Here is a 13,521-nt window from a genome sequence, read left to right as displayed (position 1 = left end):
ATCGACGCTGACAGCCGTGCCGACAACAGGCATCATATCGGCTTTCGGCGATGGATTGACGAGCGATGATCGACCCTGGTTCCTTGTTGGCTCCTCTTTGGACGCTGCTGGCCTTCGTCGGCCTGGGCTGGCTTGCCGCTCGTCGGCTAGCCATCGACCCTCGCCCAATTGCCACGCTACTGATCTACCTGATCGCCCCGGTCACCTTCTTCCGCGGCCTGCTGCTGGGCGGCCCCACTCCCTACTACCTGCTGCTGACCCTGGCGCTGTTCCTGCTGGCGAGCCTGGTCGCCATCGCCATCAACCCCCTGGCCAAACGCTTCCTGTCGCCACAGGAGGGCGCGGTGCTGGCATTCTCCTCCGGCACCGGCAACACCGGCTATTTCGGCCTGCCCATCGCCATGATCCTGCTGCCTCCGGAAGGCGTGACGCTGTACCTGTTCTGCCTGCTCGGCGTGACGCTCTACGAGTTCACGGTGGGCTTCTATCTCAGTGCGCGCGGGCAGTTCTCGGTGCGCCAGAGCCTGGTCAAGATCTTGCGGCTGCCCTTGATCTACGCCTTCCTGGCCGCGCTGCTGGTCAGTGGCCTCGGCATGATGCCACCCACTGCACTGATGGACAGCCTGGCGGTGTTTCCCGCCACTTACACCCTGCTGGGCATGATGATCATCGGCATGACCCTGGGCCGGGTCACGTTCCGCGAGATCGACCTGCGCTTCATGGTCGGCTGCGTGGCGGTGCGCTACGGCCTGTGGCCGCTGCTGGCACTGGCACTCGTGCTGCTGCTGCAGGCCATGCTGCCACTGCCCGCCGAGCTGGCCATGGCCCTGCTGCTGATCGGCGTGGTGCCGATGGCCGCCAACGTGGTGGTCGTGGCCATGGAACTCGGCATCAAGCCGGAGAAGGGCGCCCTGGCGGTGCTGGTCACCACCCTGGCCGCCCCGCTGCTGATACCGGCCTACCTGCCGCTGCTGATGCACCTGGCCGGGCTATAAGGATCGACCTTGCAGCCCATGCCGGCGGAGCTAGCCTGAAAGGAGACCGCATCAGGAGGAGCCGAACATGCGCCGCCAGGCAAAGTGGCTATTAGCCCTCGTCATACTGTTGTTCCTCGTACCGGCCCAGGCCCACCATGGCTGGGTGGGTGGCGAAACCATCGAGATAGAAGGCACCATCACTCAGGTACGACTGGGCAACCCTCACGGCGAGGTGCAACTCGACGTGGATGGCGAGACTTGGACCGTGGAAGTCGGCCAGCCTTGGCGCAACGAGCGAGCAGGGCTGGCGGAGGGTGATCTCGCCGAGGGCGTGGAGCTGCGGGTCTCCGGCGAACATGCCGGGGAACGGCTGCTGAAGGCCGAGCAGCTGTGGATCGGCGAGGAGCGCTATGTCCTCTACCCCGGCAGGATCTGACCGAGCATCGTGGACACCCTGCTGGCCTGGCTCGCGGACACTACTCTCGCCGAGTGGGTGCGGCTTTCGCGCTGGGGCTATGCGACGGTCAATGCCCTGCATGTGCTGGGAATTGCCCTGTTGATCGGCGCCATCGTCGCGCTCGACCTGCGCCTGCTGGGCTGGCGCAAACGCTTGCCATCACGGGAGCTGGGCCGGCTGCTGCAACCAGTGGCGGTGGTTGGGCTACTGCTGGCCATGACGACCGGGGGAATGCTGTTTCTCGCCGACCCCAGCGGCTACGCGGCCATGCCGCTGTTTCGCCTCAAGCTGGCATTGATCGCACTGGCCCTCGCCAATGCCCTGCTGCTCAACCTGGGGCCGGGGCTGGCAAACGCCACGCCCCGGCAGTTGCTCGTGGGCGGCATCCTGTCGCTGTTGCTGTGGCCGGCCGTGTTGCTGGCGGGCCGCTTCCTCGCTTTCGTCAACGACTGATACGTGCCGCGGCGGGTGCCCTTACTGTGTCGCCATGGCGGTGCACTCCTCGGCACAGCGATGGCACGCCTTGGCACACTCCTGACAATGCTCGGCCTCGTGCTTGGCACACTCATCGCCACAGGCTTTGCAGATGTCGGCGCATAGGCGACACAGCTGCTTGGCATATTCGCTGCCCTGGGCCATGAAGGAGGCCGCCAGCCGGCAGATCTGCGCACACTGCATATCGAGGCGGACACACTCCGCCATCATCTTGACGTCATCCTCCTGCAGGCATGAAGTAGCGCAGCGGTCGCAGTAAGCGGCACAGACATGGCAGGCTTCGATGCACGACTTGTAGTGACCAAAATCCATCTCGTTCACTCCTATGGTCGTTCGCTGGGACTCGAAGGCGCGCTGTCACAGCGGCGCTCCGAGTACCCAAAAGCTAGCCAAGGGTCCCCTTCCTCACAAGCGACGCTACATAACGTCACCTACCGCACGACGAACGCCGCCCACAGGGCGGCGTTCGAGAGGCTGGTCAACGGCGGCAATGACGCCGTACGCGGCCCTGTCAGTAGCGGTAGGCGTCCGGCTTGTAGGGGCCTTCGACCGGTACCCCGGTGTATTCCGCCTGTTGTTCGGTCATGCGCGTGAGCACCCCACCGAAGCCCTCGACCATGTAGCGCGCCACCTCTTCGTCGAGATGGCGCGGCAGCACGGTCACCGCCAGGCCGCCCTGCTTGTCGGCCGGCGGCAAGTCGGCGAATCGCTGCTGGTAGAGATGGATCTGCGCCAGCACCTGGTTGGCGAAGGAGCCATCCATGACCCGCGACGGGTGTCCAGTGGCATTGCCCAGGTTGACCAAGCGACCTTCGGAGAGCAGCAGCAGGTAATCGCTGCTGGCAGGGTCGTAGTGGCCCGGCGTGCTGTCGCGGTAGACCTTGTGCACCTGTGGCTTGACCTCCTCCCAGTGCCAGTGGCGACGCATGTAAGCGGTGTCGATCTCGTTGTCGAAGTGGCCGATGTTGCACACCACCGCACCGGGCTTGAGCGCCTCGAGCATGGCCGCGTCGCAGGCCTGGATGTTGCCGGTACAGGTCACCACCAGGTCGATGCGCGAGAGCAGCTCACGGTTGACGCTCTCCTGGCCGCGGTTGATGCCATTGGCATAGGGCGAGACCACTTCATAGCCATCCATGCACGCCTGCATGGCGCAGATCGGATCGATTTCGGCGATCTTGACGATCATGCCTTCCTGGCGCAGCGACGCCGCCGAGCCCTTGCCCACATCGCCGTAGCCCACCACCAGCGCCTGCTTGCCCGCCAGCAGGTGATCGAGACCACGCTTGATGGCGTCGTTGAGCGAGTGACGACAGCCGTACTTGTTGTCGTTCTTCGACTTGGTCACGGCATCGTTGACATTGATCGCCGGCACCTTGAGCGTCCGATCGCGCAGCATCTCCTGCAGGCGATGCACCCCGGTGGTGGTCTCCTCGGAAATGCCGTGGATGGCATCGAGCAGCTCGGGACGCTTGTCGTGCAGCAGCGCGGTGAGATCGCCGCCGTCGTCGAGCACCATGTTGGGCGTCCAGCCGTCGGGCCCCTCCACGGTCTGCTCGATGCACCACCAGAACTCCTCCTCGGTCTCGCCCTTCCAGGCGAACACCGGGATGCCGGCGGCGGCGATGGCAGCGGCGGCGTGATCCTGGGTCGAGAAGATGTTGCACGAGGACCAGCGCACCGAGGCGCCCAGATCGATCAGCGTCTCGATCAGCACCGCCGTCTGGATGGTCATGTGGATACAGCCGGCGATACGAGCGCCGGCCAGCGGCTGCTCGTCGCGATACTTGGCACGAATCTTCATCAGCGCCGGCATTTCGGTCTCGGCGATGCGGATCTCGCGCCGCCCCCAATCGGCCAGGCTGATATCGGCAACCTTGAAGTCCTGCGCGGTCGCGGCGGAAACGGCGGGCTGGTTCATGCGTCACCTCTCTCGAGCGAAAACGGTGACACCTACTATAGGCCTATGCGCCCCTCGCTTGCCAAGCCGATCTCATTCACGCAGCTTCTCAGGCGCCTGAAATGACAGCGCCCGATGCCATTGCTGGCATCGGGCGCTGTGGGCTCCAGCCCGAGAATTACAGGCCCGCGGCCTGACGCAGCGCCGCGGCGCGGTCGGTGCGCTCCCAGGGGAAAGCGGTGAAGGTCTCGGTGTGCTCCTGACCGTTGGTATCGGTCCAGTGATAACTGGCCTCGAAGGGGTCACGGCCGAAATGACCGTAGGCTGCCGTGAGCTGGTACATCGGGTGCAGCAGGTCGAGCATGCGGGTAATGGCGAAGGGGCGCAGGTCGAAGTGCTCGCGCACCAGTTCGATGATGCGCGTCTCGTCCACCTTGCCGGTACCGAAGGTGTTGATCGACACCGACGTCGGCTCGGCGACGCCGATGGCGTAGGAGACCTGGATTTCGCAGCGATCGGCAAGCCCCGCGGCAACGATGTTCTTGGCCACGTAGCGTCCGGCATAGGCCGCGCTGCGGTCGACCTTGGAGGGGTCCTTGCCGGAGAAGGCACCACCGCCGTGGCGCGCCATGCCGCCGTAGGTGTCGACGATGATCTTGCGCCCGGTGAGGCCGCAGTCGCCCACCGGACCGCCGATGACGAACTTGCCGGTGGGATTGATGTGGAACTTGGTCGACTCGGAAAGCCACTCGGCGGGGATCACCTCTTCGATGATCTCGCGCTTGACCATCCGCCGCAGCTCCTCCTGGTCGATCTCCGGCGCGTGCTGGGTAGACAGCACCACCGCCTCGACGCCGCAGGGCTGACCCGCCTCATCGTAGCGGAAGGTGATCTGGCTCTTGGCATCCGGACGCAGCCACGGCAGCAAGCCATGCTTGCGCAGCTCGGCCTGGCGCTCCACCAGGCGATGGGCGTAGTGGATCGGCGCCGGCATGAACGAGTCGGTCTCGTTGGTGGCGTAGCCGAACATCAGCCCCTGGTCGCCCGCGCCCTGGTCCTCCGGCTTGCTGCGATCCACGCCCTGAGCGATGTCCACGCTCTGCTTGCCGATCAGGTTGAGCACGCCGCAGGTCTCGCCGTCGAACCCCACCTCCGAGGAGGTGTAGCCGATGTCGATGATCACCTTGCGCACCAGCTCTTCCAGGTCGACCCAGGCCGAGGTGGTAATCTCGCCGGCGACAATGGCCACACCGGTCTTGACCAGCGTCTCGCAGGCCACCCGGGCGTGCTTGTCACGGGCAATGATGGCGTCCAGCACCGCATCGGAGATCTGGTCGGCAATCTTGTCCGGATGCCCTTCGGACACGGATTCGGAGGTGAACAGGGAGTATTCGCTCATGCGTGTCGACCCTTCTGTGTATCGGCAGGCGTTAGTATCTGCAAGCGCTAGTATCGGCAAGGCGCAGCGGCACCGTCGAACCGGAAATGACGGACCTCGAGCTGCGTACTCCCCAGCTTCCTGCCGGGCGGGCACACAGCACCATGGGGACCAGAGTTTACATGCTGCCACCCGGGAGGCACCCGTCATTTGATGCACGGCGGCAAGTCGGCGACAATAGGCGGCCGAATTCGACCGCGCCGTACCTTCCTGCGGCGCCCAGCCAGAACGCTACCGGCAGGCCAGGCAGGCCGCCGATGACTTGCCCCATTCTGCCGCAGGCGAGGAGCTAACCCAAATGCCGTCCCGTTTCGAACTGGCCAATGCCATTCGCGCCCTGTCCATGGATGCCGTACAGAAGGCCAAGTCCGGCCATCCCGGCGCCCCGATGGGCATGGCCGACATCGCCGAAGTGCTGTGGAACGACTACCTCAAGCACAACCCCAACGACCCGAAATGGCCCGACCGCGACCGCTTCGTGCTGTCAAACGGCCACGGCTCGATGCTGCTCTATTCCCTGCTGCACCTGACCGGCTACGAGCTGGAGCTCGAGCAACTGCGCAACTTCCGCCAGCTGCACTCCAAGACCGCCGGCCACCCTGAGTTCGGCTACGCGCCCGGCGTCGAAACCACTACCGGTCCGCTGGGGCAGGGCCTGGCCAACGCCGTGGGCATGGCCATCGCCGAGAAGACCCTAGCCGCGCAGTTCAACCGCCCGGGGCACACCATCGTCGATCACAACACGTATTGCTTTGTCGGCGATGGCTGCATGATGGAAGGCATCTCCCATGAGGTGTGCTCGCTGGCCGGCACCCTGGGGTTGGGCAAGCTCACGGTGTTCTACGACGACAACGGCATTTCCATCGACGGCGAGGTCGAGGGCTGGTTCACCGACGACACCGCCAAGCGCTTCGAGGCCTATGGCTGGCACGTGGTGCCCAACGTCGACGGCCACGACCCCGAGCAGATCAAGGCCGCCATCGAGCTGGCACGCAGCCACGAAGAGAAGCCGAGCCTGATCGTCTGCAAGACCATCATCGGCTTCGGTGCACCCAACAAGCAGGGCAAGGAGGAGTGTCACGGCGCTCCGCTGGGCGACGAGGAAGTGGCCGCCGCGCGCAAGCAGCTCGACTGGCCCCACGCGCCTTTCCACGTGCCCGAGCCCGTCTACCAGGGTTGGGATGCTCGCGAGCGCGGCAAGTCGCAGCAGGACGAGTGGCAGACGCGCTTCGATCGCTACCGCGACGAACACCCCGAGCTTGCCAAGGAATTCAGCCGCCGCACCCAGTGCAAGCTGCCGGCGGAGATCACCAGTGAGGCCTTCATCGAGAAGATGCAGCAGCAGGGCGAGACCATCGCCACGCGCAAGGCATCGCTGCTGTGCCTCAACGAACTCGGCCCGCAGCTGCCCGAGCTGCTCGGCGGCAGCGCCGACCTGGCGCCCTCCAACCTGACCTTCTGGAGCGGCGCCAAGCCGATCTCGCGGGAGAATCCGGGCGGCAACTACCTGCACTACGGCGTGCGCGAGTTCGGCATGGGCGCGATCATGAACGGCATCGTGCTGCATGGCGGTTTTATTCCCTACGGCGCCACTTTCCTGATCTTCATGGAGTACATGCGCAACTCGGTGCGCATGGCGGCGCTGATGGGCAAGCGCGCCATCTACGTCTTCACCCACGACTCAATCGGCCTGGGCGAGGATGGCCCCACCCACCAGCCGATCGAGCAGCTGACCAACCTGCGCAGCACGCCCAACCTGTGCACCTGGCGCCCCTGCGACGCGGTGGAGACCGCTGCCGCCTGGGACGCGGCAATCAAGCGCAACTCCGGCCCCACCGCGCTGGTGCTGTCGCGCCAGAACCTGCCGCACCAGGAGCGCAGCAAGCAGCAGCTGGCCGAGATCCAGCGCGGTGCTTACGTCCTGAAGGAGTGCCAGGGCACCCCCGAGCTGATCCTGATCGCCACCGGCTCCGAGGTGGCGCTGGCCATGGAAGCCGCGGCCGAACTGGAGAGCCAGGGGCGCGCGGTGCGCGTGGTCTCGATGCCCTCGGCCTACCGCTTCGACGGCCAGGACGCCGAGTATCGTGAAAAGGTACTGCCGCGCGCGGTCACCAAGCGCATCGCCATCGAAGCCGGCCATGCCGACTACTGGTACAAGTACGTGGGCCTCGACGGTCGCGTGATCGGCATGACCACCTACGGTGAATCGGCCCCGGCGGGCGACCTGTTCAAGCACTTCGGCTTCACCAAGGAGAACCTGCTCGCGCAGGCCCGGGAGCTGCTGGGCTGACAGGCTCTCCATGAGCCAAATGAAGAAAGGGCACGACCTGGCGGCCGTGCCCTTTTCCTTATTGGCTGGCTTGCCTGATGGTGTTCAGGCCACCGTCACGCTCTTATCCAGGTACACGTCCTGGATGGCATGGAGCAGCTCGACGCCCTCGGTCATGGGCTTCTGGAACGCCTTGCGCCCCGAGATCAGGCCCATGCCGCCGGCACGCTTGTTGATCACCGCGGTGCGCACCGCCTCGCCCATGTCCGAGTGGCCCTTGGAGCCGCCACCGGAGTTGATCAGCCCGGCGCGGCCCATGTAGCAGCAGGCCACCTGATAGCGGGCCAGATCGATGGGATGCTCCGAGGTCAGCTCGCTGTAGACCTTGGCGTGGGTGTGACCGAAGCCGATGTCCTGATAGCCGCCGTTGGTCTCGGGCAGCTTCTGCTTGACGATGTCGGCCTTGATGGTCGAGGCGAGATGGTTGGCCTGGCCGGTGAGATCGGCCGCCACGTGGTAATCCTTGCCCTCGTGCTTGAAGGCGGGATTGCGCAGGTAGGCCCACAGCACCGTGGCCATGCCCAGCTGATGGGCGCGTTCGAAGGCCTCGCTGATCTCCATGATCTGGCGGCGGCTCTCGGGCGAACCGAAGTAGATGGTCGCACCCACCGCCACGCAGCCCATATCGTGGGCCTGTTCCACCTCGGCGAACAGGGTCTGGTCGTATAGCGCCGGGTAGCTCAGCGTCTCGTTGTGGTTGAGCTTGAGCATCATCGGAATGCGGTGGGCATAGCGGCGCGCCACCGAGGAGAGCACGCCCAGGGTGGAGGCCACCCCGTTGCAACCGCCCTCGATGGCCAGCTCGACGATGTTGGCCGGGTCGAAGTAGCGCGGGTTGGGGGCAAAGGAGGCGCCAGCGGAGTGCTCGATGCCCTGGTCCACCGGCAGCAGGCTGAGGTAGCCGGTGCCGGCCAGGCGGCCATGGTCGAACAGCGCCTGCAGGCTGCGCATCACCGCCGGGCTGCGGTCGCTGTCGGCCACCACCCGGTCGACGAAATCCGGCCCCGGCAGGTGCAACTGTTCGCGGGAAAGCCACGGCAACGGTGATCGAGCAGGTATTCGGCGTCGTCACCCAGCAATTGGGGTATGTCAGTCATATCTTCCTCTCCATGGTGTCGTGAATCGCTATTCCCAGCGTAGTGAAAACCGTACCGAGCGTTGCCCTTGCTTGCAAACGGAAGCGCCCTTTCACAGGGAAAGGGCGCTTCGAGATGAGTACACGAAGCGACGAGCGAGATGAAGCGCAACGCAGCGATTCACTCGTGCAGTCATTCGTGCTATGCCGCTTTGATCTCGATCCGCCGGCTTCTATGCTTCTCCTTCTTCGGCAACCGCAGCTGGAGCACGCCGTTCTCCAGACGCGCCTCGATAGCGGCGGTGTCGATCTCGTGGCTGAGCGTGAAGCGCCGCGCATAGCGCTGGGCCTGAACCTCCGCGTAGGTCGCGGTGATGCCTTCGGGCATGTCGATGCGAATCTCACCCTCGATGCTCAGCAGGTTGCCATCGACCTCCACGTTCAGGCCATCGCGCGCGACACCGGGCATATCGGCAACCACGAACAGGGCATTGTCCTCCTCGTAGATATCCACGGGCGGCCGCATCGCCAAGCCACGCCGCTCGCGTCCCGGCACGCCGGCCTGCGTCTCATGACGAGTGACTTCGTTCATGCTCATCACCTCCCATGCACTGACTTGTCTCAATCATATGTCGATGCGACTCATGCCGCCTGGATCTCGATGCGACGCGGCTTGAGTTCCTCACGCTTGGGCAGATGGATCTCGAATACGCCGTTGCGGCAACGCGCCTCGGCGCGTTCGACGTCGATGCCATCGGGCAGGCCGATGGAGCGCACGAACTCGCCGTCGAAGCGCTCGCGACGGAAGCTGGGCCGCTTGTGATCGCTGTCGTCGTCGCGCGGCAGGGCGTCACGCCGTCCCCGCAGGGTCAGCACGTTGTCCTGCACACTGATCTCCAGATCCTCGTTGGACAGGCCGGCCGCGAGGACGTAGACACGAACGGCGTCATCGGTGCGCCCGACGTTGATCAACGGGAAGCTGCCGCGCGGCACCGAGCGGATGTCCGCTGCACCCTCCTCTGAAAAGAGCTCGTCGAGCCACTGGCGGAACCAGTCCGCCCCCGGCGAGACGCCGGTATCGAAACGCTTGAGATCTCCGAACATTTCGAACACCTCCTACGCTAATCAGGCTTTTGAATATTGCGGGTCAACCCGAACCGCGACACCGAGAGCATGAACCTGCCGGTGCCGTAATCCTTCTATAGGGATGCTGCGGTATTTTTCAAGACTCAAAAACGCTGGCCATCACGCTCTTTTGCAATACGGCCTTGCTCACGCCCCACGTGGGCAAATGCAGCGAAAATGCGCTAGAATCGCCGCTTTCCGCCGGCAGGAGAGCCCGCCCACCATGGCCCAGCGAATCGCCATCAACGGTTACGGTCGTATCGGCCAGTGCGTGTTGCGCGCACTGCTGGAGCGCCAGTCGAATCGCGCCGGCGAACCGGCACTGGAAGTGGTGGCAATCAATGAGCTCTCCGACCTCGACACCATCGCCTACCTGACCCGCTACGACACTACCCATGGTCGTTTCCCGGGCCACGTGGCCACCGCCGAAGGCCGTCTGATCGTCGATGGCCAACCCATCGAGATACTGACCGAGACGGAACCTAGCCACTTGCCCTGGGGTGAGCTCGGCATCGATCTGGTGCTGGAGTGCTCGGGCAGCTTCAAGGACCGCGCCACCGCCGAACGTCACCTGGATGCCGGCGCCGGCCGCCTGCTGTTCTCCCAGCCCGCCGAAAGCGACGTCGACGCCACCATCGTCTGCGGCATCAACGACGACGAGCTGCGCAGCGGACACCGTATCGTCTCGGCGGCATCGTGCACCACCAACTGTCTAGTGCCGGTGCTCACCGTGCTCGACGAGGCGCTGGGCATCGAACACGGTGTGACCACCACCATCCACTCGGCAATGAACGACCAGCCGGTGATCGATGCCTACCACCAGACCGACCTGCGCCTGACGCGCTCGGCGATGCACTCCATCGTGCCCGTCGACACCAGCCTGGCGCGCGGCATCAACCGCCTGATGCCGCACCTGGCCGGGCGCTTCGAGTGCCTGCACGTGCGGGTGCCGACGATCAACGTCTCGGCCATGGACATGGCGATCTGCGTACGCCGCGACACCTCGGTCGCCGAGGTCAACGCACTGCTGCGCGAGGCCTGTGAGGGCCCGCTGGCGGGCCTGCTCGGCTACACCGAGGAACCCATGGCCTCGGTCGACTTCAACCACGACCCCCGCTCGGGTATCGTTGACGCCACTCAGACCCGGGTGGCGGGAGAACGCCTGATCAAGCTGCTGTGCTGGTTCGACAACGAGTGGGGCTTCGCCAACCGCATGCTCGATGTCGCCCAGCGCCTGGCGGCCCTGCCCGCGGTCTCCCGCTGACGCCCGGCAACGCTTTCCCCCTAGAAAGGAAGACGCCTGATGAACGTGCTCAAGATGACCGACCTCGACCTGCGCGGCAAGCGTGTGCTGATCCGCGAGGACCTGAACGTACCCGTCAAGCACGGCAAGGTGAGCAGCGACGCCCGCCTGCGGGCCAGCCTGCCGACCATCCAGGCCGCCATGGAGGCCGGCGCCAAGGTGATGCTGATGAGCCACCTGGGGCGCCCGACCGAAGGCGAACCGGCCACGGAGTTCTCGCTGGCCCCGGTGGCCGAGCGCCTCGGCGAACTGCTCGGTCGCCCGGTGCGGCTGGTCGAGCAGTACCTCGACACCGCCCAGGACCTGGCCGACGGCGAGGTGGTGCTGCTCGAGAACGTGCGCTTCAACCAGGGCGAGAAGAAGGACGACGAAACCCTCGCCCAGCAGTACGCCGCGTTGTGCGACATCTACGTGATGGACGCCTTCGGCACCGCCCACCGCGCCCAGGCCTCGACCCACGGCGTGGCGCGCTTCGCTCCCCAGGCCTGCGCCGGTCCGCTGCTGGCCGCCGAACTCGACGCCCTGGAGAAGGCCCTGGCCACGCCCAAGCGGCCGATGGTCGCCATCGTCGGCGGCTCCAAGGTCTCGACCAAGCTCGAGGTGCTCAACGCTCTCTCCGACAAGTGCGACCAGCTCATCGTCGGTGGCGGCATCGCCAACACCTTCATCGCCGCAGCGGGCCACAACGTCGGCAAGTCGCTGTATGAGGCCGACCTAGTCGAGCAGGCCAAGGCGCTGATGGCCAAGGTGGCGATCCCGCTGCCCACCGACGTAGTGGTGGCCACCGAGTTCTCCGAGTCGGCCGAGGCCGTGGTCAAGCCGGTCGACCAGGTGAATGATGACGAAATGATCCTCGACATCGGCCCCGACACCGCCGGGCGGCTCGCCGGCCTGCTCAAGGACGCCGGCACCATCCTGTGGAACGGTCCGGTGGGCGTGTTCGAGATCGACCAGTTCGGCCACGGCACCGAGGCGCTGTCGCGCGCCATCGCCGAGAGCAACGGCTTCTCCATCGCCGGCGGCGGCGACACCCTGGCCGCCATCGACAAGTACGACATTGCGGAGCAGGTCTCCTACATCTCCACCGGCGGCGGCGCCTTCCTCGAGTACGTCGAGGGCAAGGTGCTGCCGGCCGTGAAGGCCCTGGAGGACGCCGCCGCACGCTGACCCGACCCGCTGCCGCCCGGCCAGGCCGGGCGGCGCCCTACTGCCCCCAGACAGATCGAAAGAGAACAGGTGAGTTCATGGCACTGATCAGCATGCGCCAGATGCTGGACCACGCCGCCGAGCGCGGCTACGGCATTCCGGCATTCAACGTCAACAACCTCGAGCAGATGCGCGCCATCATGGAAGCGGCCGACGCAACCGATTCACCGGTCATCGTCCAGGCCTCTGCCGGTGCGCGCAAGTACGCTGGCGCGCCCTTCCTTCGCCATCTCATCCTGGCCGCGGTGGAGGAGTTTCCCCACATTCCGGTGGTCATGCACCAGGATCACGGCACCTCGCCGGCAGTGTGCCAGCGCTCGATCCAGCTCGGCTTCTCCTCAGTAATGATGGACGGCTCGCTGGGCGAGGACGGCAAGACCCCGATGGACTACGACTACAACGTCGACGTCACCCGCCGCACCGTCGAGATGGCCCATGCCTGCGGCGTCTCGGTGGAGGGCGAACTGGGCTGCCTGGGCAGCCTGGAGACCGGCATGGCCGGTGAAGAGGACGGTATCGGCGCCGAAGGCGTGCTCTCCCACGACCAACTGCTGACCGATCCGGAAGAGGCCGCCGAATTCGTCAAGGCGACCCAGGTCGACGCCCTGGCCATCGCCATCGGCACCAGCCACGGCGCCTACAAGTTCACCAAGCCGCCCACCGGCGACACGCTGTCGATTCAGCGTATCAAGGAGATCCACGCGCGCATCCCCGACACCCACCTGGTAATGCACGGCTCCTCCTCGGTGCCCCAGGAGTGGCTCGCCGTCATCAACGAGTTCGGCGGCGAAATTCCCGAAACCTACGGCGTGCCGGTCGAGGAGATCGTCGAGGGCATCAAGCACGGCGTGCGCAAGGTCAACATCGATACCGACCTGCGCCTGGCCTCCACCGGTGCGGTGCGCCGCTTCCTGGCCAAGAACCCCAGCGAGTTCGACCCGCGCAAGTACCTCAAGGAAACCGTGACCGCGATGCGCGACGTCTGTATCGCCCGCTACGAGGCCTTCGGCACCGCCGGCAACGCTAGCCGCATCAAGCCGATCAGCCTCGAAGCAATGTACGAGCGCTACGCCCGCGGCGAGCTGGACCCCAAGGTGAAGTAAGCCTTGGAAGCAGGTTCCTTGGATGGATCAACGGGGCGGCCACTTGGTCGCCCCGTTGCATTACGGCCCGTCTCAGCCACTAGCCTCCTCCCCATCTAAAATGGCGGCACTTG

General features: G+C 65.4%; 12 protein-coding genes and 1 pseudogene. 7 read left to right on the top strand and 6 right to left on the bottom strand.

Annotated elements, in window-relative coordinates; genetic code table 11:
• The first annotated feature begins 65 nt into the window (after window positions 1–65).
• From EKK97_RS02405 to EKK97_RS02395, 3 genes are all read left to right on the top strand, one after another.
• A complete protein-coding gene (locus EKK97_RS02405; RefSeq protein ID WP_159548652.1) occupies window positions 66–995 on the top strand; it encodes an AEC family transporter in 930 nt (309 codons plus the stop codon).
• 67 nt (window positions 996–1,062) lie between these two features.
• Window positions 1,063–1,413, top strand: coding sequence for a DUF6152 family protein (locus tag EKK97_RS02400; protein ID WP_159548649.1), 351 nt, complete (start codon window positions 1,063–1,065; stop codon window positions 1,411–1,413).
• Window positions 1,414–1,422: 9 nt separating this feature from the next.
• Window positions 1,423–1,887 carry a hypothetical protein gene (locus EKK97_RS02395; protein WP_159548646.1) on the top strand — a complete coding sequence of 155 codons (465 nt, stop codon included), beginning with the start codon at window positions 1,423–1,425 and terminating at the stop codon, window positions 1,885–1,887.
• Between the two features lie 21 nt (window positions 1,888–1,908).
• Here the strand turns inward: EKK97_RS02395 and EKK97_RS02390 are convergent, their stop codons facing one another.
• The 3 genes from EKK97_RS02390 to metK all read right to left on the bottom strand — a co-directional run bounded on the left by EKK97_RS02390 (window position 1,909) and on the right by metK (window position 5,228).
• Window positions 1,909–2,241 carry a four-helix bundle copper-binding protein gene (locus EKK97_RS02390; RefSeq protein WP_159548643.1) on the bottom strand — a complete coding sequence of 111 codons (333 nt, stop codon included), beginning with the start codon at window positions 2,239–2,241 and terminating at the stop codon, window positions 1,909–1,911.
• 199 nt (window positions 2,242–2,440) lie between these two features.
• Window positions 2,441–3,850, bottom strand: coding sequence for an adenosylhomocysteinase (ahcY, locus tag EKK97_RS02385; protein ID WP_159548640.1), 1,410 nt, complete (start codon window positions 3,848–3,850; stop codon window positions 2,441–2,443).
• Window positions 3,851–4,007: 157 nt separating this feature from the next.
• Complete coding sequence (gene metK, locus EKK97_RS02380; RefSeq protein WP_159548637.1) at window positions 4,008–5,228, bottom strand: methionine adenosyltransferase; 1,221 nt, start codon at window positions 5,226–5,228, stop codon at window positions 4,008–4,010.
• Between the two features lie 337 nt (window positions 5,229–5,565).
• Between metK and tkt the strand changes: the two genes are divergently transcribed.
• On the top strand, window positions 5,566–7,557 hold the full coding sequence (gene tkt / locus EKK97_RS02375) for a transketolase (protein WP_159548633.1): 1,992 nt from the start codon (window positions 5,566–5,568) through the stop codon (window positions 7,555–7,557).
• An 84-nt stretch (window positions 7,558–7,641) separates the two neighbouring features.
• Here tkt and EKK97_RS02370 read toward each other — a convergent pair.
• The 3 genes and pseudogenes from EKK97_RS02370 to EKK97_RS02360 form a co-directional block, all read right to left on the bottom strand.
• Window positions 7,642–8,693: pseudogene (locus EKK97_RS02370) on the bottom strand (class I fructose-bisphosphate aldolase).
• Between the two features lie 180 nt (window positions 8,694–8,873).
• Complete coding sequence (locus EKK97_RS02365; protein WP_159548630.1) at window positions 8,874–9,263, bottom strand: Hsp20/alpha crystallin family protein; 390 nt, start codon at window positions 9,261–9,263, stop codon at window positions 8,874–8,876.
• A gap of 50 nt (window positions 9,264–9,313) precedes the next feature.
• On the bottom strand, window positions 9,314–9,775 hold the full coding sequence (locus EKK97_RS02360; RefSeq protein WP_159548627.1) for an Hsp20/alpha crystallin family protein: 462 nt from the start codon (window positions 9,773–9,775) through the stop codon (window positions 9,314–9,316).
• Window positions 9,776–10,019: 244 nt separating this feature from the next.
• Between EKK97_RS02360 and EKK97_RS02355 the strand changes: the two genes are divergently transcribed.
• The 3 genes from EKK97_RS02355 (at window position 10,020) to fba (ending at window position 13,408) form a co-directional block, all read left to right on the top strand.
• Window positions 10,020–11,060, top strand: coding sequence for a type I glyceraldehyde-3-phosphate dehydrogenase (locus EKK97_RS02355; RefSeq protein WP_159548624.1), 1,041 nt, complete (start codon window positions 10,020–10,022; stop codon window positions 11,058–11,060).
• Window positions 11,061–11,099: 39 nt separating this feature from the next.
• A complete protein-coding gene (locus EKK97_RS02350) occupies window positions 11,100–12,266 on the top strand; it encodes a phosphoglycerate kinase (RefSeq protein ID WP_159548621.1) in 1,167 nt (388 codons plus the stop codon).
• Between the two features lie 77 nt (window positions 12,267–12,343).
• Complete coding sequence (fba, locus tag EKK97_RS02345) at window positions 12,344–13,408, top strand: class II fructose-bisphosphate aldolase (protein ID WP_159548618.1); 1,065 nt, start codon at window positions 12,344–12,346, stop codon at window positions 13,406–13,408.
• The last annotated feature ends 113 nt before the right edge of the window (window positions 13,409–13,521 follow it).

Source organism: Billgrantia tianxiuensis (genome assembly GCF_009834345.1).
GTDB classification, from domain to species: Bacteria; Pseudomonadota; Gammaproteobacteria; order Pseudomonadales; family Halomonadaceae; genus Halomonas; species Halomonas tianxiuensis.
This window is presented reverse-complemented; position numbering and strand designations above follow the sequence as displayed.

Coding starts and splice junctions, on each gene's coding strand:
- EKK97_RS02365 (WP_159548630.1), bottom strand. CDS start 9,263: ATGAACGAAGTCACTCGTCATGAGACGCAGGCCGGCGTGCCGGGACGC.
- fba (WP_159548618.1), top strand. CDS start 12,344: ATGGCACTGATCAGCATGCGCCAGATGCTGGACCACGCCGCCGAGCGC.
- metK (WP_159548637.1), bottom strand. CDS start 5,228: ATGAGCGAATACTCCCTGTTCACCTCCGAATCCGTGTCCGAAGGGCAT.
- EKK97_RS02350 (WP_159548621.1), top strand. CDS start 11,100: ATGAACGTGCTCAAGATGACCGACCTCGACCTGCGCGGCAAGCGTGTG.
- EKK97_RS02360 (WP_159548627.1), bottom strand. CDS start 9,775: ATGTTCGGAGATCTCAAGCGTTTCGATACCGGCGTCTCGCCGGGGGCG.
- EKK97_RS02405 (WP_159548652.1), top strand. CDS start 66: ATGATCGACCCTGGTTCCTTGTTGGCTCCTCTTTGGACGCTGCTGGCC.
- EKK97_RS02355 (WP_159548624.1), top strand. CDS start 10,020: ATGGCCCAGCGAATCGCCATCAACGGTTACGGTCGTATCGGCCAGTGC.
- ahcY (WP_159548640.1), bottom strand. CDS start 3,850: ATGAACCAGCCCGCCGTTTCCGCCGCGACCGCGCAGGACTTCAAGGTT.
- EKK97_RS02390 (WP_159548643.1), bottom strand. CDS start 2,241: ATGGATTTTGGTCACTACAAGTCGTGCATCGAAGCCTGCCATGTCTGT.
- tkt (WP_159548633.1), top strand. CDS start 5,566: ATGCCGTCCCGTTTCGAACTGGCCAATGCCATTCGCGCCCTGTCCATG.
- EKK97_RS02400 (WP_159548649.1), top strand. CDS start 1,063: ATGCGCCGCCAGGCAAAGTGGCTATTAGCCCTCGTCATACTGTTGTTC.